The following is a 25868-nucleotide window of genomic DNA, read 5'->3' as shown; positions in this document are numbered from 1 at the left end:
AAAAGGGTTAAAGTGGGACGTGTTCTTTCTAGAAAGAACACGTCCCACTCAGACTGTAGACAAAGTCCGAGGACAAGTGCCTCGGATTTTCCTCGCCATTGAGCCAGAAAAGTCAGCACTTACAAGACTTTGAGGCTCTTTTTTGGTATAATAGATGTATCAAATACAGGCGGTGAGATGCTTATGATGACACAGAATGCGGATAAAAAAAGAGAACAGATTCAGTTGTTTTGCATGGATGACATGGTTCCACAGGACCATCTGCTGCGGATCATCGACAAAGCAATCGACTGGTCCTTCATTTATGAACTGGTAGAAGAAAAATACAGTCAGGACAACGGACGCCCCAGTATGGACCCCGTCATGCTGATCAAGATTCCTTTCATCCAATATCTTTATGGCATTAAAAGCATGCGCCAGACGGTAAAAGAGATTGAGGTAAATGTCGCCTACCGCTGGTTCCTCGGGCTGGATATGCTGGATAAAGTGCCGCATTTTTCAACCTTTGGAAAGAACTATACGAGACGCTTTAAAGACACCGACCTCTTTGAACAGATATTCGAGCATATCCTTTCTGAATGCTACAAATTTAAGCTGGTAGACCCTACTGAAGTTTTTGTGGATGCCACCCATGTAAAAGCCAGAGCAAACAATAAAAAGATGCAGAAGCGTATTGCTCATGATGAGGCATTATTTTTTGAAGATCTGCTGAAACAGGAAATCAATGAAGACCGTGAAGCACACGGGAAACGTCCGCTGAAAGAAAAAGAGGATGACAGCAATACACCATCCGGTGGAGCCGGCGGCAAAGAAGAAAAGACAGTGAAAGCAAGCACTTCTGATCCGGAAAGCGGATGGTTCCGCAAAGGAGAACATAAACATGTATTTGCTTATGCAGTACAGACCGCATGTGATAAGAATGGATGGATTCTCAGCTATAGCGTTCATCCCGGGAACAATCATGACAGCAGAACCTTCAAGTCCTTATATGACAAGATAAAAGGGATCGGAATAGAGACGCTGATAGGCGATGCAGGATATAAAACTCCCGGTATAGCAAAACTTTTGATCGATCAAGGAGTCAAACCGCTCCTGCCATACAAACGCCCCCTGACAAAAGAGGGTTTCTTCAAGAAATACGAGTACGTTTATGATGAGTATTACGACTGCTATATCTGTCCCAACAATCAGGTGCTGACCTATCGAACAACCAACCGTGAGGGATATCGGGAGTACAAAAGCTGTGGAAGTAGCTGTGCAGGCTGTGCCTATCTTGCAAAATGTACCCAAAGCAAAGATCATGTAAAGACGGTTATGCGCCACATATGGGAACCTTACATGGAGATGTGTGAGGAGATCCGCCAAACCGTGGGTATGAAAGAATTATATTCCCAAAGGAAAGAAACCATAGAACGAATCTTTGGAAGTGCAAAGGAGAATCATGGTTTCCGATATACACAGATGTTTGGAAAAGCCCGAATGGAAATGAAGGTCGGGCTTACATTTGCGTGCATGAATCTGAAAAAGCTGGCCAGGATGAAAGAGAAATGGGGGCTTCTAGAGGGAGAAGCCCATTACACAAACTTTATTTGGAACGCAATTTGGTTAATAAAAGAAAACTGGCTCTGGGATACAAAGCCCAAAACCAGTTTGTCTACAGTCTGAGTGGGACGTGTTCTTTCTAGAAAGAACACGTCCCACTTTGGGATCGGCCTGTCCCATTTTGCAAATGCCCTGTCCCCAATTGCCCTGAGTATGCTACAATGTACCTATTACTACAGAAAAGGAGTCACCTTCATGAAAATAGATCGTTTGATTGGAATACTCTCTATCCTTCTTCAGCAGCAGAAGGTAACTGCTCCCTACCTGGCCGAGAAGTTTGAGGTTTCAAGGCGTACCATTAACCGTGACATTGAGGATATCTGCAGGGCAGGTATCCCTATTGTGACAATCCAGGGGAAGAACGGCGGGATTTCCATTATGGAGGGGTACCGTATGGATCGGACTCTTCTCACCTCTTCGGATATGCAGTCTATACTGGCCGGTCTCAGGAGTCTGGACAGTGTGTGCGGCACCAACAGATACCAGCAGCTTATGGAAAAGCTGTCTGCGGGCAATTCCTCTGTTCTTACTTCCAACAGCCATATTCTCATTGACCTGTCCTCCTGGTATAAATCTTCTCTGGCTCCGAAGATCGAACTAATTCAGAGGGCCATTGACAAAACGGAGTCCATTTCATTTGCCTATTACAGCCCCAAGGGGGAGAGTGTGCGGAGGATTGAGCCGTATCTGCTTCTTTTTCAGTGGGCATCCTGGTATGTATGGGGGTATTGTCTGGAGAGGCAGGATTACCGGATGTTTAAGCTGAACCGGATGCTGAAGCTGGATACTACAGGCGAGACTTTTATTCCCAGGGAGGTTCCCCCTTTTGAGATTGACAATGAAAGAATATTTCCTTACCTAATCCGGGCGTCCGTGCTGCTGGAACCTGATATGAAGTGGAGGCTTATCGAGGAATACGGGATTGACAGCTTTCAGGAGCAGGAAGACGGAAGGCTTCTGTTTTCATCGGGATTTGCCGATAAGGACAGCCTTTATTCCTGGATACTGAGCTTTGGGAATAAATGTGAACTTCTGGAGCCGGAGGATCTCCGCCGGGAGTTCTGCTGTATCATAAAAGAAATAGGGAAAAAATACTATAAAGACGACATATAGATGTCCTGTTTTCTGTGTTATCCTTACCTTATCAAATAGAAATGAGGAAAACAGTATGAATTATGACATCGTAGAGTTAGAGGAAAAGACCGTAGCAGCCATCAGTGCCAGGACCAATAATACTTCACCGGATATGGGGGCAGTCATTGGAGGCCTCTGGGAGCGCTTTTTCTCACCGGATCTATATCCGGCTATTGAGCATAAAAGCAATGAGAAGGCACTGGGCATCTATACGGATTATGCGGGAGACGAAAAAGATGACTACACAGCTGCTGTGGCCTGTGAGATAGAGAGGGAAGGCAATATGCCGGAGGGGACAGAGGTTCGAAAGATACCGGCTGGAAAGTATGCCCGTTTTATTGTCAGGGGACATATGGAAAACGCAGCCGGTGATTTCTGGAGCAGACTGTGGGCCATGGAGCTGCCCCGGGCTTTTACCTGTGACTTTGAAGAATACCAGAACAATGATATGGAAAATGCAGAAATCCATATGTATATCGCACTGAGAGAAGAGTAGTATTTATCGGAAAAACAGGGAGGGAGAAGACATGGCGTCTACATTGGAATTTGTGAAATATGTAGCAGGACAGCTGGCGGAGGCGGGAGAGATTACGTATAAGAAACTTTTTGGAGAATATGGTCTGTGGTGCCATGGACTTTTCTTCGGAACAGTTGAGGACAACCAGTTCTATATTAAGATAACTGACGCCGGACACAGAATGCTCCCGGAGGCAGAACCTGCGGCACCCCACGGGGGGACACCAGGAATGTATTGCGTGGAGGATCTGGAGGACCGGGAATTTTTGAAGGCTCTGGTGCAGGAAACCTGCACGGAGCTTCAGCAGCCCAAAAAAGCAAAAGGCAGGGTTAAGAAAATGGAACAGAAACCGGAAAAGCTGGATTATAAAAAGGTCTATAAAGATCTGTATCTTCCAAAAACAAAGCCTTCTGTCATAGACGTGCCGGAGATGATATTTATTATGGTGGACGGAAAGGGCGATCCAAACACCTCAGAGGAGTATAAAACCGCCATGGAAATACTATACGGTCTGTCCTTCGGTATTAAAATGAGTAAGATGAGCGGGACACAGCCGGAAGGATATTTTGAGTATGTGGTTCCCCCTCTGGAGGGCCTCTGGTGGGGTGAGGATGGATACTTTGACGGCAGAACCATAACAGATAAGAATAAATTTTGCTGGACGGCCATGATCCGCCAGCCGGAATTTGTGACACAGGAAGTCTTTGAGACAGCAAAGAAAGCCCTGCAGAAGAAAAAGCCAGAACTGGATCTATCCCCTGCAAGGCTTGTGAAGTACACAGAGGGACTCTGCTGTCAGGTGATGCACATCGGTCCCTATGACGATGAGCCGGCTGCCATAGAAAAGCTGGAACAATTTATTGCAGAGTCCGGGTTTGTCACAGACATTGGAGAGAACCGGCTCCACCACGAGATCTATCTGGGGGATCCACGGAGGACGGCTCCCGAACGGTTAAAGACGGTGATCCGCCATCCCGTAAAAAGGGCGTAACTACTCCCTCAGAGCTTTTAAAGTCTTTTTCGTGTATAAGCTAATGAAAATGCTGATAAGGCAGGCAAAAAATATAACAATGCTTACGGAATTCTGGAAAAGCTGAAACAGCCCCCCATACATGGCCTGACCCAGAGGCAGTGCACAGACGCAGATCACAGTAATAAAGGAACCTACCTTCCCCAGATACTGGATCGGCGTCTGTTGCTGCGCGTAGGTTTGGGCAGCAACATTAAATACGGCCGCGGAACTCAGGGCGAGGATCAGGAAGACCATAAGAATGCCGTAGGACAGACCGGGGGACCGGTTTGTGACTACCGCAAGGCCCATGGGAAGCAGCGCAATGCTGGAACCCAGGAGGAAGCGGTAGGAAGTCTTAAAGTGTATCTTTTCGGGGAAGATACTGGTGAGACAGCTGCCCAGTATCGTACCCAGCGCCACCGCCGCGTCTGCAAAGGAATAGTGCTGGGTGGAGAGCCCCAGGTATATTTTAATAATAACTGGAAGTCCTACAATTATCATAGCCGACAGAAACAGGTTAATGCAGGCAATGACCACAAGTACCCGCATCATATCAGGCCGCTCTCTGCGGAGAAAATGAAAGGCCTCCCCCAGATCCTTTTTCACCATAGAGACCAGGCCCCCGGTCTTTTCCTGAGGAAAAAAAGGAATATGCAGGAACAATTCCATTGTGGCAGAGAAGAAAAAGCAGATGCAGCTGATGATGAGATTCAGCCGGAGGGGTACAAAGCTGTACAGGATCCCTGCCAGAATAGGGCCCAGCAGATTGGAGAGCGCATTCACCTGAATGACAATTCCGTTAGCCTTCATGAGATTATCCTGGGAGACCAGGACCGGTATGCTGGACTGCACAGACGGCTGGTAGCATGCCTGGATGACAGAGAGCAGGACCATCACCAGCCCTACTGCGATCACAGGGGAAGAACTGTTGAAAAACAACAGAGCAAATAAAAAGATGATAAATGAAGTGCAGTAGTCCAGAACCACCATAATATTCCGCCGGTTCACCCGGTCTGCCAATACGCCTCCAAAAGGAGACAGCAGCACCGTAGGAATCATGGAAACGGCAAGGATGCTCCCGAAAACAGCGGCAGATCCGGTGGTGTCCAGAATATACAGCGAAAGGGTAAAGCGCAGGATAGAGTTTCCGAAAAGGGAAATAATCTGTCCAAGGACCATAATCGTAAAATCTTTGTGAAATAATTTTTGAGTATTCATTCTTAGCCTCCTTTAATACCAACCGTTGGTATGTATATGCATAAAAGAATTACCCCCGAAGGGGCATATAATAGGTTATGTGTCCCAGGACACAGAGCTGAATACCGCATCATAGTATCCCATGCAGACGTTCACAAATTTGCCGTCTATCAATGGAAGCCCCAGATTCTCCAGCATATCCTGATAGAAAAGTATCTTTTTGAAAAAGTCATCACGGGATACGGGAATGCATCCCGGACTAATCCAGATATTCACCAGGAGGATCATAGTCTCGGCTAGCTGGCGGGGATACTTCACGTGCATACTTCCGTCCGCATTTCCCTCCTCAATCAGCTTTGTCAGGAGAGGCCCAGTCTCATGTATAGCCTCCTGAAGCTGCATGACAATCATATTGGGATTTTTCAGCATAGGAAGGGCTATGATGTCGTAGCTTCGCTTCTTTTCATCGTTCAGTTCATAGTAATAGATCTTTTTTAATTTCTCCAGGCTGTTCAGGGAAGAGTCCTGAAGAATATCGTCCAGCCACTGTATATCACTGTAATATTGCTCACAGATCCGTTCCAGGATCTCATCCTTTGATTTAAAATGATGATAGATGGCCCCTTTGGACATACCAATTGCATGGACAATATCCTGTATAGAGGTATGTTCATACCCCTTTTCTAAAAACAGGCGATAAGATACGTCCAATATTTTCTGTATGGTTTCTTCCGGATATTTATTCCTGGCCATTTGTGTTGTGTCTCCTTTTTTTTGATACATACCGTCGGTATGTATATAGTAATACACAGAGTTTTATTTGTCAAGGAAATAAATATCGGTAATGGAAATCCGGCTGAGAGCCGTGGCTGCCTGGGATCAGTGCGGCTGCCTGGACAGCTTCTCATCAATGCACCCATTGTTGATAACCAGAACCCTGTTGCAGATCCCACAGACCTCATGGAGCTCATTTGAGACAAGAAGGATAGAGGTCCCCTCCTGTGCGATCTGCGAGAGCGTTAGATAAAGCTCCTTTTTGGAGGTCATATCAATAGCTGAGGTGGGCTGATCCATTAACAAAATGGAGGGTTTGGCCGCCAACGATTTTGCCAGAAGTACCTTCTGCTGGTTTCCTCCGCTTAAGTGATCAACAGTCAGATAAGGGGAAGGGGGAGAGATCCCCAGTTTTTCCGTCAGATATTTCACCAGATAGGATTCCAGATGGGGGAGAACAAACCCCCATCGGCTGATCCGGTTCAGAGAGCACAGCATAAGGTTGAAGGCGGTTGTCATATGCATAATCAATCCATTTTCAAATCTGTTTTCCACAATCAGACCAAGTCCCTGCCTTATGGCATCTCTGGGGGAGGAGATGGAGCACTTTTTATCATGGATAAAAATCTCTCCGTGCTTTACCCTTTCCAGGCCGAAAAGGGCATAGAGGAGAGTGGATTTTCCGGAACCCGACAGGCCGGTGATTCCCAGAATCTCTCCTTTTTTCAGAGAGAAGGTAATATCCTTGAGTACCTTGCCCACAGCCAGATGCTCAACACGAAGCACCTCCTGATCCTCACATCTTAAGGGGGCGGTATAGGTACTTGAAGGGGGACCCGCCAGAAGCACCTGAAGCAGGGTACTTTTCAGAAACTGTCCGGCTTTTTTGTTAAATACGGTACTGCCGTCCCGCAGGACAACCACACGGTCGGCCAGTGCCATAACCTCATCAATATTGTGGGTAATGAGAAGAACAGAGGTGCCCATTTGTTTCAGCTTCAGAAGAATATTCTGAAAAAGCTGAAAATCCTGTTCTGAGAATGGGTGGGCCGGCTCATCCAAAATGAGCAGCTGGGGATGGATCGAGATTGCTTTCAATATCTCGATCATCCGCTGCTGGGCGAAGGAGAGTCTGGATACTTTGGTGAGGGGAGAAAAGTCTAGCTGAAAGTTTTTCAGAAGCTCCCGGGTCTGCCGGATATATTTTCGGCGATCGATAAAGATTTCCCCCGGCCCGGTGCGGCGGATCACATATATATTCTCCATAATGCTGAGAAATGGCACCAGCAGAGGCTTCTGATGCACTACGCCAATTCCCATGGATGCCAGCTTCGCGGAATTGACTGCAGTGAGCAGCTGGCCCTTATAATAGATCCTTCCGGAATCTGCAGAGGTCTCCCCGATCAGGATCTTCACAAGAGTAGATTTTCCGGCCCCGTTTTCACCGATAATTGCCAGGATTTCACCAGTAAAGATATGGAAGCTGGTGTGGTTCAGGACACGTATGCGATTATAAGATTTTGTGATATGATCTGCCCGCAGAAGTTCTGTTTTCATAAATCCCTCCGGTAAATTCCATGTTTGATTTAGGTGCCGGCAGTGTGATCTCTACATTTGTGCCAAGCTGCAGAGTTCCGGCGATCTGCAGTCCGAATTCATCCCCGTACGTAAGCTTAATCCGTTCATTAATGTTGGGCAGTGCAATACTTTTGGGTACATAGTCCTCCTCCTGCTCTATGCTCTGGGACACAGGACGGGTGAAGCTCTCATTGAGTTCATTCATTTTTTCCTGGGATAGCCCGATACCGTCATCCTCAATGGTTATTACCACTCTCTGGCTGGTTGCATAGGCGCTGATCCATATATTTCCGGGTTTCAGCCTGGTTTCCAGACCATGGATTATGGCATTCTCCACAATAGGCTGAAGGGTCATGCGGGGAAGCTTATAGTCCATGAGGTTAAAACCTGCAGTGCGCTCAATCTGCTGATGCATGGTAAATTTGTTGTTAAACCGGTATTGCTGGACGATCATATAATTATTCACATGCTCCAGTTCCGCGCGGAAGGTTACCAGACTGGAGTCGTGGGACATGGAGTACCGGAACAGGTTGGATAAGGCTTTGGTCATATGGGCAATGTTGGGCGCATTCTGCATCAGCGCCTCTCCCCGGATACAGTCCAGGGAATTGTAGAGGAAATGTGGGTTAATCTGGCTCTGAAGAGCCTTAATTTCCATCTGCTTCCGCAGAATTTTTTCACTGTATTCACGGTCCATATACCCTTTTAGCCGGAGCAGAATCTGGTTCAGACTTTTTGCCACGGGGTAAAGCTCACTCTGCCTGCTGACGGTTATCTCATAATTGGGATCCACATCCATAATTTTGTGCAGTGCCTCATCTATTTTAAAAATAGGCTGATAAACGGTCTTATAGAACAGTAGGCCTGAAGCGGCAGCCAGGATCAGTAAAAGCACCCCGCTCAGGAGCAGCGGAAGATAAATGCCGGAAAACCCAAGTGACAGATGTTCTTTTTGCGCTCTCAGGATCCTTCGGATACAGGACAGGGATACCAGAAGAGAGACTAAAACATTCGCAGCCAGACTGAGAACAAAAAAGAAAACTGTCTTATGCTTCAGGCTGAAAAGCTCTGAAATATCCAGGTCTTTGATTTTGTAAAATATGTTCTTCATTAGAAGACCTCCTATCCCGCGGCAGCTGGTTACGGACAAAAACCGCTTTTTAGCGGCTACATATGCAGCTTTCGGTATTCGCTTGGGGTGACACCCACCGCTTTCTTGAATATCCGGCTGAAATATTTGGTATCTTTAATTCCCACCAGCTCTGCTACATCATACACATTATACTGAAGATCCAGGAGCAGCCTTTTGGCAGCATCCAGCCGGCAGTCGGTGAGATAGTCACTGAAGGTCATACCCGTCTCCTTCCGGAAAAGCTCACTCAGGTAATTGGGGTGGAAATGTACCAGTTCAGCCATGTCATTTAACTTTATGGGTTCTCTGTAGTGGAGGAGCACGTAGTCTTTCATCATCTGGATGGGCTTGCTGTAGGTTTCAGTCCGACTGGTATAATAGTCCTGTGCAAAGGACTGTATATGCTCCAGAAGTGTCCGGAGGATATCTTCCAGCGAGCGGCAGTTGTCCAGTGCCTGGCGGAGTATCTCACTGCGGGGCATACTGTCCGGATCCAGCGTCTTTACAGCCTCCCCAAAGATGTCCGCACACTTTTCCGCCAGATCAAAAAGCAGGGGCGGGGAAGCGTACTTGATAATATGAGGACTTTGAAACAGAGAGAGAATCCAGTTTTTCAGCTCAATCATATCGCAGTTCTGTATGAGGTGAAAAAAGGTTTTTTCATCATCTACAGTGATATAATCACGGATGCTGTAGTGAGGAAAAGACAGGGAGGCAGAATTAATTACCCTATTTACCCCATTGACAATACGGTATTTTACCGCTGTGTCGGCAGCAGCGAGAGAGTGGTGAATCTTGTCCAGGCTGTCTGTCATAGTGCCAAGTCCTATGGTAAATGTATATTGGTTAAACCATTCATCCCGGTTCTGGAGCTCATAGAGAACCGCCTGGGAAAGGTTATATAGATCCGCTGCCTGTTCCATGGTACAGTTTACAATGCTGATCAGACGCCCCGGCTTGACAATTGAGTAGGACAGAACTCCTCCCTTATTCATTCGCTGCTGGGTTGCGGCACACATTTTCCGCAGGAGAAGAGTATCCATATCCGAGGGCTGGCTTTCTTCAAAGATACTGTCTACTTTTACAACCATAGCTGCATATACCGCATACTGAAACTGGAATTGGTATGTTTCGTTAATCTCCTTCAGAGGCATATCAAAAGGCCGGGATAGGGATAGCTGTTCCGTTAGAAAACGGGACCGCATCAGTTCCAGATTGTGATCCAGCTGACTTTTATAGGCTGATATCTGAGAGGAGGCTTCGCCGTCCAGCTGTATTTTATTGCGGAGGCGGATTAGGGCCTCCGTCAGGGTTGCCTCGTCAATAGGCTTTAGTATGTACTCGAAGACGCTGAGCTTAAGAGCCTTTTGTGCATAACTAAAATCAGGATAGCCGCTGATAATGATAAAGCGGCAGTCAAGCCTGGCATTCCGGATCCCCTCAATCAGAGACAAACCGTCCAAACCAGCCATTCGCACATCAGTTATAACAATGTCCGGCTTTATCTTCAGAGCCATCTCCAGTGCTTCGAGCCCGTTATAGGCAGTTCCTGACACTTCCAGCCCAAGGGCGCCCCAGTCTATGGACATCTTAATTAATTCACATACCAGTGTTTCATCATCCGCAATCAAAACCTTTAACATCGCTAAAAACGCCTCCTTCTGCAACCGGCTGCAGGATTCTGTAAACTTAAGGTTAACGTACCATATCTATTTTTGACTTGCAAGTCAAATGAATTACCAAATAATGGATAACTGAAAACTCACAACCAGAGTCCACCTAATCTGAAAATTATCCCGTGGACAGAGAGGGATGCATCTGCAATAATACAGACATCGGGAAAAGACCCGGACAAAATAAAAGAAGGAGAGGTATTTTGTATGAGAAAAAGAATCAAAAAGAGTGTAAAAAAGGGTGCGGCTCTAATCCTCAGCATGGTTCTGGCAGCAGGTATGCTGGCCGGGTGCGGAGGGAAAGATGAAACAGCGGAAAAGGAACCGGAAAAAGAGACACAGGCTCCTGAGGAGGCTAAGACAGATGCGGAAAATGGGGATAAGGTTAAGTTTGTATTTGTTACGCCGCTGATTGCCCACCAGGTATGGCTTGGGGCAAAGGAGGGAATTGAGCAGGCCCAGAAAGATTTTCCGGGACTGGAGGTCAGCTGGGTGGGGCCCACAGGCCTGGATGCCAATGAGATGATCAAATGTATTGAGCTGGCTATCGCGGAAGGTGCCGACGGGATTGCTACCTTTGGCCTAAGTGAATCCGCTATGGAATCCTGCTTCAAAGACTGCTATGAGGCCGGCATTGACCTTTACACCGCAGGGGGGGACACACCGAATCTGCATCAGTACCTGGCAGGAGGATGTAATCCGGATGCTGTAAACTGGGGGTATCTGGGAGGAAAAGAGGTGAGCAAGGCGCTGGAGGGAAAGAAAATTGTTGCGGCAGAGATGCTTTATCAGCTGGACTCCGAGCTTGCCATCGGCGTTATGGAAGGCTATGAAAAGGCATTTGCAGAGCATGAGGCCGGATTTGAAGTAGTGCAGCAGCTGAGTTCAGACAGCGATGCCACGGTAGCGCTCCAGCATGCCAAGGATCTATTTACTGCGTATCCTGAGGTAAATGCAGTTGTCTGCTGCGGCGGAGAATGTGCGGCTGCCATTGCCCAGGCGATGAAAGAAATGGGGAAAGAACCAGGCAGTGTTATTATATTTGGGGATGGAATGCAGGAAGACTGTCTGGAAGAGATTAACAGCGGCTATGTGCTGGGATCCCTCGCACAAAATTACTTTCAGTATGGGTACCGGCCGGCTATGTGGACGTATATGAAAAAGATGTTTGGCGCACAGCCGGCAGAAACGTTTGTGGACGCCGGTGTTACCCCTATCAATGCAGAGAACGTAGACAGCTTTGCAGATCATTTCAAGGAAGGAAAGCAGTGGTTCGACACAGACTACCCGGATAAGGACTGGTCGGAAGCAACCGGCGCTAAGTAAGGATGGACCAGATTGCATACAGTTGGGAAAGCAGGGCATGGATATGAGTAGAGAACAGACAGGCATAAAAAAAGAATTGATCATTAAAAATATCTTTCGGGTAAAGGAGATTGGGATTATGATTCCCACCATTTTGTTAATCATTATAGTGCAGATGGTAAACCCTTTATTCCTTACAAAGCTAAATGTATTAAGTATTTTGCGCTCCAGCGGCTATATGCTTATACCGGCCCTGGGAATGACACTGATTTTAATCTCCGGGGGACTGGATCTTTCTGTGGGCTCTGTCTATGGTCTGGGAGGTGTAGTCACCGCGTATTGTCTTACAAACGGACTGCCGATCGTTCCAAGCGTTCTTCTGGGACTGCTGTCCGGTATGGCCTGCGGGATATTAAACGGAGTAGTTATCGTAAAGCTAAAGATTCCGCCGATTATGATGACACTGGGGATGTACTATATGGCCCGGGGACTTGTATATGTTATCACTCAGGGAACTCCAATCTTTCCTCTTCCGGAGGCGTTTAAGGCTATTGAACAGCAGAATATTATTCTGGGCATACCCACAGCAGTGGTGTGTGCAATGATTCTGGCCGCCGTCTTTTTTATCATTATGAGATATACCGTATATGGGCGGAAGATCTATGCCATAGGGGGCAATATTGAGACAGCCCGGGTAGCAGGAATCAATATTGATGCTATTATGATCAGCCTGTATGCAATCATCGGAACATTGTCTGCGCTGGATGGTGTCCTGATGTCCTCCCGCCTGGGATCCGGACAGCCTTCTGCGGGAACGGGATATGAACTGCAGGTAATTGCCGCGGTGGTTATCGGGGGAACCAGTACATACGGAGGGAAAGGTACCCTGGCTGGTACAGTGATCGGCGTTATATTTATGAACATTCTTTCCAGCAGTATGACCATTATGAAGATATCTGCATACTGGCAGAACTTTGTAATCGGGGCCGCATTGGTAGTTGCTGTTATTATCGATCAGATTAAACGCTCTAAAACCGCAGAGGATTAAGATTCAAAGACAAAGGGGGAAATATTATGCAGGGAAAAGAAATCGTTCTGTCTGTGAATCATATCTGCAAGAGCTTTTATGATAATCAGGTACTGCAAAATGTAAGCATTGCCCTGACAAAGGGAGAAATCCTGGCAATTTTGGGGGAAAATGGGGCAGGAAAATCTACGCTCATGAAAATAGTAAGCGGGATCTATCCGGCGGGCAGCTATACAGGAACTATAGAGGTACAGGGGAAAGAAAAAACGTTTCGTTCCCCAAGGGATGCACAAAATGCCGGGATTGCCATGATTTATCAGGAAATCAACCTGGAATTGGATTTGACGGTGGCAGAGAATATTTTTGTAGGCCATATTCCGAAGACACCGCGAGGAATGGTTGATTGGAAACGGATGAAGCAGGAGGCAGAGGATGTGCTTAAAACTCTGGGGATAGAACTGGATGTAAATATGCTGGTGCGCAATTTAAGCGCCAGCATACAGCAGCTGATCTGCATTGCCAGATCCCTTATCCTAAACCCTCATGTTCTGATTCTGGATGAACCCACTGCCGCACTCACGGAATCTGAGACAAAATTTCTTGTGAATATCCTGCGCAGGCTCCAGGGGGAAGGGATCTCCTGTATTTATATCTCTCACAAGCTGGAAGAGGTATTCCACATCTCTGACCGGGTGGTAGTTCTGCGGGACGGCACATTTATCTCCGAATACTCCGGGCCAGAGTATGATTCAGAACAGATTGTGGAGGACATTATCGGCCGGAAGATGGAAAAGATGTATCCCTCGGTCCCTAAGACAATCGGGGAGGAGGTGCTTAGGGTGGAGGACTTTACGGTCCCCCACCCCTATAATAAAAAGGTAAATATTGTGGATCACGTGAGTTTTTCCGTGCGCGCCGGCGAGGTTTTAGGGCTGGCCGGTCTGGTGGGCGCGGGCAGAAGCGAAACTCTCCGCGCGGTCTACGGCATCATGAAGAAAAAAGCGGGGTGTATCTTCCTGGACGGAAAGGAGCTGGCTATGTCCCGGGGGAAGACTGCATCCGCCTACGGGATCTCTTTGCTGAATGAAGACAGAAAGAGGGACGGTTACGTGAAGTCCATGAATGTCCGGCAGAATCTTACATTAAGCTATCTGGACAAGCTGAAGAAAGGACCGTTTATAGACCGGAAGAAAGAAAAGGAATTAGCAGAGAAATATTTTAAGATGCTTCACATCAAGGCTCCCTCACTGGATGCCGGGATCCTGTCCCTCAGCGGTGGAAACCAGCAGAAGGTTTTGCTGGGCAAGTGTATAATAACCAATCCCAGAGTGCTGTTGCTGGACGAGCCGACCAGAGGGGTAGATGTGGGCGCCAAAAGTGAGATTTACCGGGTAATAGCAGATCTGGCGGCGGGAGGGATGTCTATTGTTATCGTATCATCGGAGCTCCCTGAATTATATGCCCTGTGTGATCGCTTTGTGGTTCTGTCTGACGGAAGGGTCAGCGGAGAATTAAAAAAAGAGGAAGCGTCCCAGGTAAAAATAATGAATCTATCTTGTAAACAGACAACTGGGCAAAACAGAGAGGAGAAGTGCAGATGACATCCAGAGAACGGATCAGAAAAGCAATAAATCACGAAGAAACAGAGGAACTCCCCATAGATCTCGGGGGCACGAAGGCTTCTGGAATTCATGTGGACGAGTATCTGGAGGTGGCACAGTTGCTGGGACTTGAGGTAGGGATACCTAAGGTTTACGATCAGTTTCAGATGCTGGCCAGAGTAGAGGAGCCGATACTCTCCCGCTTCAAGTGCGATGTAATTCAGCTGGAGAATGTCTGTGAGACCTGGGAGCTGGACAATAAAGATTGGAAAAACTGGACCACAGGAAAGGGACATACCGTGCAGGTGCCCGGGGGCTTTGCCCCGGAATATGACGATGAGGGATACCTAATTCTGCGCAATCAAAAGGGGCGGAAGGTGGCGTTCATGCCCCAGAAGGGCGGGCTGTATTTTGAGAGGTATAACGATCCTGCACTGGCTGTCTCTGCAGATGACGATCACCTTATGGATCCGGAAGTGTGGAGAAAGTCTATCCCCCTCTACCGTGACGAAGAGCTGAAACTATTGGAGCAGAGGGCAAAGGACCTTTACAATCACACGGAATTTTCTGTGAGCGGAGGATTTGGCAAGCTTCGTATGACATCCACGAGTATATTCGCGGGCCATGAATTTACAGACTGGCTTTGCCGCCTCTGTACAGACCCGGAATATGTGTATGAGATTCTGGAAGCTACAGCAGACAGGGCCATAGAGAACCTGAAACTGTACCTGGAAGCAGTAGAGCCTTATATTGACACTATATTTATGTCAACCACAGATTACGGCACACAGGACAGGGAACTGTTTCATCCTGATATCTTCAGAGATCTCTATCTGCCCAACCTGAAGAAGGTTAACGACTATGTGCACAGTCACAGCCATGCCAAAACTATGTACCACAGCTGTGGATCGATCCGGAATATCCTGGGCTATATGATTGAGGCAGGAATTGACATTATTAATCCGGTGCAGACAACGGCCGCAGGCATGGATCCGGCTGCCCTGAAGGAGGAATTCGGAAAAGATATTGTCTTCTGGGGCGGCGGGGCGGATACCCAGACAACCCTGCAGTTTGGAACGCCAAAGGAAGTCAGGGCCCAGGTAAGGGAACGGATCGATATCTTCCGGAAAGGGGGAGGTTTTGTGTTTAACCCGGTACATAACATTCAGTACGGTGTCAGGCCGGAAAATGTCATTGCTATGTATGATGAGGCAATCCGGTACGGCAGCAGAGAGGACGAGTAACCGTTATGGGAAGCAAATACACCATTGGCATTGATTTTGGAAGCCTGTCAGTGCGGGCAGTTTTATTTTCTGTAGAGGACGGGAGACAGGCGGGGGAACAGGTCAGCAGCTACGCCCGGGGAGTTATGGAAACAGAACTGCCGGACGGGACTTTACTTCCTCCATTGTCCGCACTCCAGGATCCCAATGATTATATTACTTCTATGGCAGAGGCCGTCAAAGGCCTTGTGAGAAATTCCGGTATTCCAAAAGAGGATATCGTTGGTCTGGGGGTAGATTTTACTTCCTGCTCCCTTCTGGCGGTAGATGAAGTGGGGGAACCACTTTGCAATCAGAAAAGATTCCGGGATAATCCCCATGCTTACGTTAAGATGTGGAAGCAGCATACGGCATCTGCCCAGGCAGATGAGATCACACGCATAGCAAAACAGCGGGGAGAACCCTTTCTGAGACGGTATGGCAGCCGGATCCTGTCGGAATGGGCCATACCTAAAATCTTAGAGACGGCACAAAAAGCCCCTGAGGTCTATCAGGCAGCACATTGCTTCATGGAGGCAGGAGACTGGATCAATTGTAAGCTTACAGGAAAGCGGACGATGAACTATTGTATGGCCGGGCTGAAATTCCTGTGGGATCCCTCCCGCGGCTATCCGCCGGATGCTTTTTTCGAGGCCCTGGACCCGTCGGCAAAGGAGCTGGTCCGTAAGAAGCTTTGCCCGGAATCAGAGATTTACCCTCTGGATGTAAGGATTGGAAGCCTGACACGGGAGGGGGCAGCACTGACTTCCCTGGCCCCGGGGACGGCTGTGGCCCCGGCCAGGATTGACGCACATTCGGCTTCTGCTGCTGTGGGGGTGAACACACCCGGAAAGCTTGTGATGATTATAGGAACCGGTATGGGGATGACGCTGCTGTCCCGGCGGGAGGTATGCTTCAAAGGGATGTGCGGGGTATCCTATGGAGCTGTGATCCCGGGACTTTATGGGTATGAGGCAGGACTGTCCGGCTGCGGGGACATCTTTGGGTGGTGCGCACAGAATTGTGTCAATGAAAGTCTGGAGAAGGAGGCCGGAGAAAAGCAGCTCTCTGTATTAGAACTTCTGACACAAAAAGCATCCTGCCTTCGTGCGGGGGAAAATGGGCTGCTGGCTCTGGACTGGTGGAACGGGAACAGAAGTGTGCTTGCGGATACAAAACTCAGCGGAGTGCTCTTGGGACTTACACTTCAGACAAAGCCTGAGGATATCTTCCGGGCGGTTCTGGAGGCTACCGGATTCAGCGCCCGGATGGTCGTGGACAACTTTGCCGGACATGGACTGGAGGTAAATGAGATCTGCGCAGTGGGAGGGATAGCGCAGAAAAACAATCTTCTCATGCAGATCTATGCGGATATCCTGAACCGGGACATTCGGGTGGCCGGCTGCAGTCAGGCCTGTGCCCTGGGCTCTGCTATATTTGCAGCCGCGGCTGCAGGGAGAAGCAGGGGGGGATATGATACCTTGGATGAGGCCATATCCTCCATGCACTGCAGAGAAGGCACTGTCTATCATCCGGATCCCCAGAGCGTCAGGCAGTATGAGGTCTTATTTCAGGAATTCAGGAGCCTGCACGACTATTTTGGCAGGGGAGGCACCCAGGTTTTAAATCATCTTTACAGAATAAAAGGAGATGCAGGAAATGAGAATAGACGGGAAGACAATGAAGCTGACAGATTATCTGGGAAAGGTATTTGAGTGCAGCTGCGGACGGACCCACTATACCAGACTGGAGGCGGCAGAAATCAAAGAGAATGCCGTAGAGATGCTTCCGGATTATCTCCGGAAATTCGGCTACCGTCACATCTATCTTGTCAGTGACGATATTACCTATGAGATTGCGGGAAGACGCATCCGTGAGATGCTGGCAAAAGAAGGATTCTCCGTTCAAAACCATGTATTCCGTACCAAGGCACTGGTACCGGATGAGGAAGCCCTGGGGGAAATGCTTCTTGCCCTGAACCCGGACTTTGAGGTAATGATAGCAGTGGGCACCGGCTCTATAAATGATTTGGTCCGTTTCTTCAGTTATCGGACAAAAAGACCCTTTGTAACAGTGGCAACCGCTCCTCCCATGGATGGATTTGCATCTACAGTAGCGGCCCTCATTACAGGGCATTGCAAGACCACCTACGAGACACATTCCCCCAGACTTATCATCGGAGATACGGCAATCTTAAAAGATGCGCCGTTTCCCATGATATCAGCCGGTCTGGGAGATATACTGGGGAAATTCACTTGTCTCTGTGACTGGAAGCTGTCCAGAATTATCAATGGAGAGTATTACTGCCAGGCCATGGTTGATATGGTAAACAACTGTATTCAGGACGTGTACCAAAATGCTGCCCGGGTAAAAGAGAAGGATCAGGAAGCGGTAGGGAAGGTTATGGAGGCCCTGGTACAAACCGGCGTAGCTATGAGCTTTGCGGGGAATTCCAGGCCGGCCGCCGGTTGTGAGCACCATCTTTCTCACTATTGGGAGATGCTGTTTCTCCAGAAGGATCTCCCTCCGGTTTTGCACGGTGCTAAAGTGGGTATCGGCACAGTCATGATTCTGCGGGCAGCTGAGCTGCTGCAGATCACACCTGTGAACTTTGAAGCTGCCCGAAACCATGCCAGATCCTACTGCCCGGAGCAGTGGGAGACAGACATACGCCGTGTGTACGGGGCTGCTGCAGCCGGGATAATCCAATTAGAACGGGACAGTGGGAAGAACAGGACAGAGGGAGTGTTAAAACGAATCGACGTTATTCAGGAGCACTGGGAGGAAATCCAGGGACTTCTGCGAGAGCTCCCGAAGGCTGAGCGCATGAAGTCCCTGCTGAAGCAGCTGGATGCGCCCTATTATCCCGCGCAGAAGGGAATCACCGATGAAATGCTCTGGAATGGAATTGTGTATGCAAAGGAAACCCGCAGCCGGTATACCATACTTCAACTGCTCTGGGATCTGGGGCTTTCCGAGAGTATGGCAGATCAGCTGGTGGCGTATGTGAACCAGGAGGCCATCTGCGGTGTACTGGATTGACATCCAGGGGATTGATTATGAGTTCTCAAGTAAAAGAAAACGGCACAGGTACCAGAAAAATGTCTGGTGACCTGTGCCGTTTTTAGTCAAAAAAACCAGAAAATTTACCTGTCAATTTATTGTCATCTGTAATAAGGGACAGTAATATTATAATGATTGACAAAAGAGTTTGAAAAAAATACATTGTACTTATACAGTGAAAGGATACCAAGCAACCGAAAGGGAGGAAGTTGTACTATGAAGATGCTGATTAATGGTAAAAAAGTAGATGCCCGGGACAAAGAGACAATTGCGGTGACCAATCCAGCAGATGGGGAAATTCTGGATACTGTTCCGGCGGCGGGCAGAGAAGATATGGATGAGGCCCTGGAATGTTCGAAAAACGGCTTTAAGAAATGGAACGCAATTTCTCTCATGCAGAAAGAAAAAATATTTAACAGATTTTATGAGCTGCTGGAGGAGAACAAAAAAGAAATTGTGAGTATTCATGTTCTGGAAAGCGGTTTTAGCGTGCGCACCTGCCTGTTTCAGTATCAGGGAGTGCCGGACCTCTTTAAAGGCTATCTGGAAAGTGCGAAACGCCTGAACGGAAGCATTCTGGTGCCGGGAACCGAGGCGGGCCACGATGGGAAGACAGAGAAGGATCTCCAGATGGTCGTCCATGAACCCCTGGGCACTGTGCTGACGATTATTCCCTTTAATGCGCCGCTGATGCTTTTTGCCTATAAAGTAGCTTCTGCACTGTGCGCCGGCAACGCGGTAATTGTGAAGCCGCCTACAACCAATCCTCTGGCATTGATTCGTATCACGGAGCTTTTGTGGGAGGCAGGAGTTCCGGGTGATACACTCCAGCTGATTACAGGAAGAGGGGAAACCGTAGGCCCTTATCTGTCCGCAGATCCCCGGATCCACGCGGTGACCCTGACGGGAAGTACAGAGGTGGGGGTGGAGATAGCAGAGACAGTGGCCAAAAGGCTGGCCCCCTGCGCCCTGGAGCTGGGGGGAAATGATCCCTATATTGTTTGTGAGGATGCTGACTTTGAGACTGCTTCCCGGGAGGGAATTAACTGGAGATTTAATGCGGCCGGGCAGGTGTGTATTGCTCCGAAACGCTTTATCGTACATAATTCTCTCCTTCGGGAATTTACTGAGGCAGCGGTTGCGAAAGCAAAATCTATTGAAATGGGATACGGAGTAGACCGGAGAGCTGAGATAGAAGCGTATCTGAACCGGGATTTCAATGAGCTTAAGCCCGGGACGATGAAAATGAACTGCCTGATATCGGAACGGGCGGCGAAGGGGGTGGAGGAGAAGGTAAACCATACCCTGGCACAGGGAGCGAAGCTGCTGTGGGGCGGACGCCGGCAGGGAGCTTTTTATGAGCCTACGGTTCTGGGAGATGTGACTAAGGAAATGGATATTGCAAAGGATCTTGAAATTTTCGGACCAGTGGTTCCCATTATAGGCTTTGATACGCCCGAGGAAGCGGTGGAAATTGCCAATGCCAGCAGATACGGCCTGTCGGGGTGTGTGTACACCAAAGACTGGAAGTTAGGCATGCAGATGGCAAGAGCGATTCAATCCGGCGGCGTAGTGGTAAACGGGGTAGGGGTATACAGAAATATGATGCAGCCCTTTGGAGGATATAAGATGAGCGGAGTCGGAAGAGAGGGGTTCTATACTCTTGAGGAACTGACCCAGAAAAAGGTAATTGTAATGAAGGGATTTTTATAGTCCGCAGCCAGCGGCCGGTCCGGCGTTGTACTATCGCAGGGCAGGCCGCTGGTTTGCTCTTCTCCCTGAAAGCCCTGTTGTAAGGGGCTAATGTCAAGAAAATGTCCACAGGTAATATGGACACATCCTCCCATTATATTGAAAATAATGGGTTTAGAATATAAGATTGTTGATAACAATAAGGGAATTCTATCTATTGTAAGAAAACGATGAAGGAGGAAAGTAAATGATGACAGCTAGGGAAAACATTCTGATGGCCTATCATCACGAGGAACCCTATTGGGTCCCCTCCCAGTACCTGGACCAGAATACATGCCTGTATACTGCCACGCAGGAAGGGGTGAAGGGATTTGGAAGGTTTGTAGACTGTTTCGGTATCTCCTGGGATTACCGTCCCGGGGACGAAGGCCCTATGGTGACAAAAGGCACCAGACGCCTGGAGGACATAGAAGACTGGAGGGAGACGCTTCCCATGCCGGATTGTGAGTCCTGGCCCTGGGAGGAGAGTGCGGCAAGGGATACTGCGGGATGGGACAGAAAAAACAAAATAAGCAGCGTAATTATGATCAATGGATTATTTGAACAGCTTCATTCCCTTACCGGATTTGAGGATGCCCTCTGCTTTCTGCTCACTGCCGAGGATGCGGTCTGCGACTTTTTGGATGCCCTGGCAGATTTCAGAATCCGTCAGATCCAGCTCATTGCAAAGTACTACAAGCCGGATAAGATCCAGTTTCACGATGACTATGGGGAGGCCAGAAATACCTTTATGTCTGTGGAAACCTGGAGACGGATCTTCAAGCCCAGGCTGAAAAGAATTGTGGAGGCCGTACATGGAGAGGGAATGCTGTATGAACACCATTCCTGCGGATATGTGGCGCCCCTGATAGAAGAGTTTATTGACTTGGGGGCAGATGCCCTGAACCCTCTTCAGATTCAGAATGATCCCTTTGCGCTCAAACAAAAATACAGAAAAGAACTGTGCTTTGTAGGGGGATTCGACAACCAGGGAATCCTGGACCGTCCCGGGGCTACCTATGAGGAGAGGGTTAAGGAAATACGCTTCCGGGTTGAGCTGATGGCTCCCGGCGGGAGCTGGGTTGCCCACCCTACTATGGTAGATCCAATGATTGGAAAGGCCCTGGTGGATGTACTCTATGAATACAATGAGCCCCTGATGAAAAAGGTGGGATACCTGCCTTTGCCAAAGCCGGAGATTCCGGTAAAAAACGTGTACAGCAAGGGGTATGAGAAGGAATAATACTAAAAAATGGGAGGGTATTATATGCTGAGTAATTCTGCAATTATGATTTTAGTAATGGTGGCAATTGTAATTACGGTACTGATCGGTGTTAAGTTTGACAACAACATAGGACTGATCGGCATTGCTTTTGCTTTTTTAATCGGTTCCTGGCTGGGACCGGCGACCATCTATGAAGTGATCGCCTACTGGCCTGTCAATATTATGTTTATCCTTTTAGTAACCAGTGTATTTTTCGGGTATGCATCCAACAACGGGACGCTGTCGGCGCTGGCTGACAGAATTGTCTATGTCACAAAAGGGATTCCCTGGTTTACTCCTATCTCCGTGTTTCTCACAGCGTTTATTATTTCCGGAATTGGTGTGGGCGTATGGGGCATTGTATTTGTAGCTCCTATTGGATTCGCCATAGCCAAGAAGGCAAAATTTGATCCTATACTCGTTGTTATTGCTACAAATGTGGGTGCTTTGGCCACAGGGGGGCTGCCCTGGGCTGCAGGGGGACCTACAAACATAGGTCTTATACAGAATGCGGGATGGGCAAATCCCGAGGAAGCCACTAGCCTTGCCTATAAGTTTGGATTCGCGTCCATTCCCTGCTGTATTGTTGCATTTATCATCTGCTATTTTCTGTGCCGCGGCTTTAAAGCACAGCCGGTTACTATGGATAAGCCGGCGCCGTTTAATAAAAAGCAGAAACAGACACTGGCGATTCTGCTCATTGTATTAGTGGCAAATATGCTGCCTCTGATTCTGAACCTTATCGTTGCAAATTCTGTTACCGCATTTTTGGCATCCCACATTAATATTCAGGTCTGCTCAGTATTTGGGGCGATTGCCTGTATGATGCTGAAGCTGGGTGATGAGAAAGAGATACTGGCCAAGAATGTACCATGGTATGCTATGGTACTGATCTGCGGCGTGTCTATGCTTATGACCGTAGCTGTAAAGGCCGGAATCGCAGATGTCATCGGCACCTGGCTCAACTCGAATTTCCCTGCATGGGCACTTCCGGCGGCATTCGCACTTTTCGGAGGAATCTTAAGCTTCTTCTGCAGTGCACTTTCTGTGGTATATCCTCTGATGCTGCCTATGATTTATGGATTAACCCAAAGCGGAACCAGCGCCAGCACACTGGCTATGATTACCGCCCTCATCATTACGGCATGCTATACCGGCATGTGCCCGTTCTCTCAAAACGGCGCTCTTATGCTCTCTTCGGCAGACGCAGAGACAAGACAGGGCCTTATGTACCGGATGATCGTATGGTCCGTGGTACTTCTGGCTATCAGCGTAATATACGCCCTCGTGGGAGGCTATGGAATCTGGGGCTGATCCGGACTACAGCCGGAGTCTTCCGTATCCTGTGCATCTTTAGGAATATTATAACCAGGATGAGTGCGGTTCGGTGTCCGAACCGCACTCATCCGTCTGTGAAAAAAGTTCTCCCAAGTATGTGACGCCCATTCCCTTTTTATATAAAATCCCTTATGATATACTTATCTCCCAAGCATAAAATAGTATAGTACAAACCAAGTAAGGAAGGATGACAAGCCTATGCCGAATACAGCGTTATCACATTTAAACCAGTTATTAAAGGAATTTCACTTAGCGGGAAAGCAGCTGGCAGAATATCTGAATGTGGATTACTCCCTGGTAAGCAAATGGAGGAGCGAGAAGCGGCGTCTCAATCCGGAATATACCCATAAAATTGCCAAGCTTTTTGTGGCTCTGGATGCCAAGTATGAGTATAAGCGGATAGAAAACCTGCTGAGCAGAAAGTTTACAGAGAAAGAAAAGCAGAAGGAAGACGCTCTTGTGACTCTGCTGGAATTCTGGCTGGCTTCGAAGAATCCTGAATCTGAACGGAATTCGATAGAGAATTTTATGTCCAGGAAAGCAGTAAAAAGTGAATACTACATATTTTCAGGGGAAGATGGAAGAAGAGATGCGGTAGATGCCTTTCTGGACTATGTGGCCGGAAGCAGCGGCAACAATCTGTGGCTGTTCTCTCAGGAGGATAACCGGTGGTTTTCTGAGAGTGAGGAATATCAGCTGCGCTGGCAGGACAAGAATTTTGATGTTCTGAGTAACAACAATACCATACATGTGATACATCCCGTGGACCGGAGGTACCGGCAGGTGGCTCAGTCTATGTTCCGGTGGCTCCCCATACATCTGGTGGGGAATGCCCTGGCCTACTATATTCCCAAGTATTGGGATCCGGAGATAAAGATAACGATTTTTCTGGCTGAGAATATGGCCGTGCTTATAGGTGTCACCTCAGAGAAATTCACCAAAAAGATACAGACCTATCTCTTTACGGACCCCGAGGTTCTACAAAACGCCAGGGAAGTGCTGATGGAACTCTTTCATCAGTCACTGCGTATGTTTCACAGATATGGGTTTGAGAGCAACGGAGAGTTTTTCTCAGTATTTAAAAAGATTGTACAGGATCCCAACCCGGTTTACTACTTTTCCGGCGCTCCCATTCTTTATATGGTGTCAGAGAAGTACCTGAGGGAGGCTCTGATGGAAAATGATTACACGGAAAAAGAAAAAAAGGAATATGAATTTACTCTCTATCAATGTTCCTTTGAATATATGAGAAATGTATCCAGTATGCCTATCACTTATATTATACATGAAAAGCAGCTCAGGCGTCTGCTTAAGATGAACCGGGTTATGATGCGCTTTCTCTCCCACTGTCTGGGCAGGCCTTTTTATGTGTCCCAGGCCGTATTCCGCAAATTGCTCGTACAGGGATTGGAGACCATGTGCGCATATGACAATTTCAATATCCTCCTGACAGACTATTCTATGCTGTATCCCTATGAGGATATTGCCCTGTTTGTCAAAGAGCGGGAGGTGGCGGGATTCGTGGGGACGCATTATGAGACAGAGAAGGGGGCCTGTGCTCTGATTACGGAAGAGCCGTCGGTAGTGGCCTCTCTGTTTTACAGCTGTACGAATTTTGTAAAATCTCATCCCCACCGGAATATGAGTAAGCAGGAGAGCAGGGACTTTATCCTGGAGATGATAGCAAAGAGCAGGCCCATATAATACAATACCGTGTATGCGGAGTGCAAAAAGGAGAAAAGGCAGGAGAGACATATCCTGGCCTTTTCTCCTTTTTGCACCCAGGGCTTCCCATCAAAAGGGCAGAAGCCCCCACAGGTAAGAGAACGGCATAACCAGAATCAGGGCGGGTACCAGATTCAGCACATTATAGTGTTTGATTTTGGTCATCTTCAGCCCTACCGCAAAGGTTATCATTCCCCCGCAGGCCTTAAAATCAGCGATCATGGGGTCTGTCAGCAGAGGGAGCAGCGAGGATGAGCAGAAAAACAGGATAAGCCCCAGAGTGGTTTGGGGAACTGCCGTAATACAGATGGCATACCCCAGTGTGGCGCCGAAGATAATAGCCGTAAAAAAGTCAAGGATTGACTTGGCAAATAATATGGTATGGTCCCCGGAGAAGCCAGAATTGAGAGCGCCGAATACCCCTGTGCCGCTGAAGCCGAATAAAACTATCATGCTAATCATAACAGACATGAACTCCGCCTGCCGGTCGCTTTGCTGGTTCCTGCACAGGATGCGGTGGAGCCCGCTGCTGATCCTGGTCTCCAGATGAAGCGTCTCCCCAATTAGGGTTCCTACGATGAGGGCAAGTATCACGGCAGACAGAGACGAAACGTGCACAATCAGGCTAATCCCCATGCTCATTGCTGAGATGCCAAAAATATTAGGCAGCGTATTTACAATATACTTTGGCAGCTTCTTGCCAAAAAGCCCCCCAAAGATTCCTCCTATCACAACGCAGATTCCATTTACTAATACACCAGTGGGCATAACGTGTATCCTCCCTTCTTTTTGTTATATCTTAACGGATTTTCTCTGCCGGGAGAATAGAAACAGGAGCTTTGGCATTTTCAGGGTATGACAAAAAAATGACAGGCAAAAAAAGGTGTCAAGTTTTTGGCAAAATGAATTAATTGACACATGGTCTGGAACTGT

General features: G+C 48.0%; 20 protein-coding genes. 14 read left to right on the top strand and 6 right to left on the bottom strand.

Annotation, left to right across the window (positions count from 1 at the left end; genetic code table 11):
* Positions 1–177 precede the first annotated feature (177 nt).
* From ACGHCT_RS21540 to ACGHCT_RS21525, 4 genes are all read left to right on the top strand, one after another.
* Complete coding sequence (locus tag ACGHCT_RS21540) at positions 178–1665, top strand: IS1182 family transposase (RefSeq protein WP_390436657.1); 1488 nt, start codon at positions 178–180, stop codon at positions 1663–1665.
* Between the two features lie 132 nt (positions 1666–1797).
* Positions 1798–2715, top strand: coding sequence for a YafY family protein (locus tag ACGHCT_RS21535; protein WP_154256888.1), 918 nt, complete (start codon positions 1798–1800; stop codon positions 2713–2715).
* Positions 2716–2770: 55 nt separating this feature from the next.
* Positions 2771–3232, top strand: a complete 462-nt coding sequence (locus ACGHCT_RS21530) for a GyrI-like domain-containing protein (protein ID WP_154256887.1) — start codon at positions 2771–2773, stop codon at positions 3230–3232.
* A gap of 31 nt (positions 3233–3263) precedes the next feature.
* Entirely contained in the window at positions 3264–4244 is a 981-nt protein-coding gene (locus ACGHCT_RS21525; RefSeq protein WP_154256886.1) for a GyrI-like domain-containing protein, read from the top strand.
* Here the strand turns inward: ACGHCT_RS21525 and ACGHCT_RS21520 are convergent, their stop codons facing one another.
* The 5 genes from ACGHCT_RS21520 to ACGHCT_RS21500 all read right to left on the bottom strand — a co-directional run bounded on the left by ACGHCT_RS21520 (position 4245) and on the right by ACGHCT_RS21500 (position 10589).
* A complete protein-coding gene (locus ACGHCT_RS21520) occupies positions 4245–5483 on the bottom strand; it encodes an MFS transporter (RefSeq protein WP_154256885.1) in 1239 nt (412 codons plus the stop codon).
* 75 nt (positions 5484–5558) lie between these two features.
* On the bottom strand, positions 5559–6215 hold the full coding sequence (locus ACGHCT_RS21515) for a TetR/AcrR family transcriptional regulator (RefSeq protein WP_226903211.1): 657 nt from the start codon (positions 6213–6215) through the stop codon (positions 5559–5561).
* A 126-nt stretch (positions 6216–6341) separates the two neighbouring features.
* Entirely contained in the window at positions 6342–7793 is a 1452-nt protein-coding gene (locus tag ACGHCT_RS21510; RefSeq protein WP_390437468.1) for a sugar ABC transporter ATP-binding protein, read from the bottom strand.
* Positions 7747–8925, bottom strand: a complete 1179-nt coding sequence (locus ACGHCT_RS21505) for a sensor histidine kinase (protein WP_154256882.1) — start codon at positions 8923–8925, stop codon at positions 7747–7749. The genes ACGHCT_RS21510 and ACGHCT_RS21505 overlap by 47 nt, the downstream gene beginning before the upstream one ends.
* Before the next feature lie 56 nt (positions 8926–8981).
* The gene (locus ACGHCT_RS21500; RefSeq protein ID WP_390437467.1) at positions 8982–10589 is read right to left on the bottom strand and encodes an AraC family transcriptional regulator; all 1608 of its coding nucleotides are present in this window, start codon (positions 10587–10589) and stop codon (positions 8982–8984) included.
* Between the two features lie 237 nt (positions 10590–10826).
* Here ACGHCT_RS21500 and ACGHCT_RS21495 point away from each other — a divergent pair, with 237 nt between their 5' ends.
* The 10 genes from ACGHCT_RS21495 (at position 10827) to ACGHCT_RS21450 (ending at position 24914) form a co-directional block, all read left to right on the top strand.
* On the top strand, positions 10827–11945 hold the full coding sequence (locus tag ACGHCT_RS21495; protein WP_154256880.1) for a substrate-binding domain-containing protein: 1119 nt from the start codon (positions 10827–10829) through the stop codon (positions 11943–11945).
* 43 nt (positions 11946–11988) lie between these two features.
* Positions 11989–12972, top strand: coding sequence for an ABC transporter permease (locus ACGHCT_RS21490; protein ID WP_154256879.1), 984 nt, complete (start codon positions 11989–11991; stop codon positions 12970–12972).
* A 26-nt stretch (positions 12973–12998) separates the two neighbouring features.
* Positions 12999–14552, top strand: coding sequence for a sugar ABC transporter ATP-binding protein (locus ACGHCT_RS21485; protein ID WP_154256878.1), 1554 nt, complete (start codon positions 12999–13001; stop codon positions 14550–14552).
* Entirely contained in the window at positions 14549–15796 is a 1248-nt protein-coding gene (locus ACGHCT_RS21480; protein WP_154256877.1) for a uroporphyrinogen decarboxylase family protein, read from the top strand. The genes ACGHCT_RS21485 and ACGHCT_RS21480 overlap by 4 nt, the downstream gene beginning before the upstream one ends.
* A 5-nt stretch (positions 15797–15801) precedes the next feature.
* Complete coding sequence (locus tag ACGHCT_RS21475) at positions 15802–17529, top strand: ribulokinase (protein ID WP_256281201.1); 1728 nt, start codon at positions 15802–15804, stop codon at positions 17527–17529.
* Positions 17474–18856, top strand: coding sequence for a sn-glycerol-1-phosphate dehydrogenase (locus ACGHCT_RS21470; RefSeq protein ID WP_173015511.1), 1383 nt, complete (start codon positions 17474–17476; stop codon positions 18854–18856). Before ACGHCT_RS21475 ends, ACGHCT_RS21470 begins: the two co-directional genes overlap by 56 nt.
* 237 nt (positions 18857–19093) lie before the next feature.
* Positions 19094–20590: an aldehyde dehydrogenase gene (locus tag ACGHCT_RS21465; protein ID WP_154256874.1), complete on the top strand. Its 1497-nt coding sequence runs from the start codon at positions 19094–19096 to the stop codon at positions 20588–20590.
* 226 nt (positions 20591–20816) lie between these two features.
* Positions 20817–21851: a uroporphyrinogen decarboxylase family protein gene (locus tag ACGHCT_RS21460; RefSeq protein WP_154256873.1), complete on the top strand. Its 1035-nt coding sequence runs from the start codon at positions 20817–20819 to the stop codon at positions 21849–21851.
* Positions 21852–21875: 24 nt separating this feature from the next.
* A complete protein-coding gene (locus ACGHCT_RS21455) occupies positions 21876–23186 on the top strand; it encodes an SLC13 family permease (protein WP_173015510.1) in 1311 nt (436 codons plus the stop codon).
* 222 nt (positions 23187–23408) lie between these two features.
* Positions 23409–24914 carry a helix-turn-helix transcriptional regulator gene (locus tag ACGHCT_RS21450; RefSeq protein ID WP_154256871.1) on the top strand — a complete coding sequence of 502 codons (1506 nt, stop codon included), beginning with the start codon at positions 23409–23411 and terminating at the stop codon, positions 24912–24914.
* Between the two features lie 90 nt (positions 24915–25004).
* On the opposite strand, the gene ACGHCT_RS21445 is transcribed toward ACGHCT_RS21450, so the two are convergent.
* Positions 25005–25703 (bottom strand): DUF554 domain-containing protein, encoded by a 699-nt coding sequence (locus ACGHCT_RS21445; protein ID WP_154256870.1) that lies wholly within the window; start codon positions 25701–25703, stop codon positions 25005–25007.
* Positions 25704–25868: the final 165 nt, after the last annotated feature.

This window comes from Lactonifactor longoviformis, assembly GCF_042848515.1.
In the GTDB taxonomy this organism is placed as follows: Bacteria; Bacillota; Clostridia; order Lachnospirales; family Lachnospiraceae; genus Lactonifactor; species Lactonifactor longoviformis.
The sequence above is the reverse complement of the archived record's forward strand: the minus strand, read 5'-3'. Positions and strand labels throughout refer to the sequence as shown.

Bases quoted from the DNA above. Each gene is read 5' to 3' on its own strand.
- ACGHCT_RS21475 (WP_256281201.1), top strand. From the start codon at position 15,802: ATGGGAAGCAAATACACCATTGGCATTGATTTTGGAAGCCTGTCAGTG.
- ACGHCT_RS21460 (WP_154256873.1), top strand. From the start codon at position 20,817: ATGATGACAGCTAGGGAAAACATTCTGATGGCCTATCATCACGAGGAA.
- ACGHCT_RS21455 (WP_173015510.1), top strand. From the start codon at position 21,876: ATGCTGAGTAATTCTGCAATTATGATTTTAGTAATGGTGGCAATTGTA.
- ACGHCT_RS21520 (WP_154256885.1), bottom strand. From the start codon at position 5,483: ATGAATACTCAAAAATTATTTCACAAAGATTTTACGATTATGGTCCTT.
- ACGHCT_RS21530 (WP_154256887.1), top strand. From the start codon at position 2,771: ATGAATTATGACATCGTAGAGTTAGAGGAAAAGACCGTAGCAGCCATC.
- ACGHCT_RS21505 (WP_154256882.1), bottom strand. From the start codon at position 8,925: ATGAAGAACATATTTTACAAAATCAAAGACCTGGATATTTCAGAGCTT.
- ACGHCT_RS21495 (WP_154256880.1), top strand. From the start codon at position 10,827: ATGAGAAAAAGAATCAAAAAGAGTGTAAAAAAGGGTGCGGCTCTAATC.
- ACGHCT_RS21490 (WP_154256879.1), top strand. From the start codon at position 11,989: ATGAGTAGAGAACAGACAGGCATAAAAAAAGAATTGATCATTAAAAAT.
- ACGHCT_RS21525 (WP_154256886.1), top strand. From the start codon at position 3,264: ATGGCGTCTACATTGGAATTTGTGAAATATGTAGCAGGACAGCTGGCG.
- ACGHCT_RS21540 (WP_390436657.1), top strand. From the start codon at position 178: ATGCTTATGATGACACAGAATGCGGATAAAAAAAGAGAACAGATTCAG.
- ACGHCT_RS21450 (WP_154256871.1), top strand. From the start codon at position 23,409: ATGCCGAATACAGCGTTATCACATTTAAACCAGTTATTAAAGGAATTT.
- ACGHCT_RS21535 (WP_154256888.1), top strand. From the start codon at position 1,798: ATGAAAATAGATCGTTTGATTGGAATACTCTCTATCCTTCTTCAGCAG.
- ACGHCT_RS21515 (WP_226903211.1), bottom strand. From the start codon at position 6,215: ATGGCCAGGAATAAATATCCGGAAGAAACCATACAGAAAATATTGGAC.
- ACGHCT_RS21510 (WP_390437468.1), bottom strand. From the start codon at position 7,793: ATGAAAACAGAACTTCTGCGGGCAGATCATATCACAAAATCTTATAAT.
- ACGHCT_RS21445 (WP_154256870.1), bottom strand. From the start codon at position 25,703: ATGCCCACTGGTGTATTAGTAAATGGAATCTGCGTTGTGATAGGAGGA.
- ACGHCT_RS21485 (WP_154256878.1), top strand. From the start codon at position 12,999: ATGCAGGGAAAAGAAATCGTTCTGTCTGTGAATCATATCTGCAAGAGC.
- ACGHCT_RS21500 (WP_390437467.1), bottom strand. From the start codon at position 10,589: ATGTTAAAGGTTTTGATTGCGGATGATGAAACACTGGTATGTGAATTA.
- ACGHCT_RS21470 (WP_173015511.1), top strand. From the start codon at position 17,474: ATGAGAATAGACGGGAAGACAATGAAGCTGACAGATTATCTGGGAAAG.
- ACGHCT_RS21480 (WP_154256877.1), top strand. From the start codon at position 14,549: ATGACATCCAGAGAACGGATCAGAAAAGCAATAAATCACGAAGAAACA.
- ACGHCT_RS21465 (WP_154256874.1), top strand. From the start codon at position 19,094: ATGAAGATGCTGATTAATGGTAAAAAAGTAGATGCCCGGGACAAAGAG.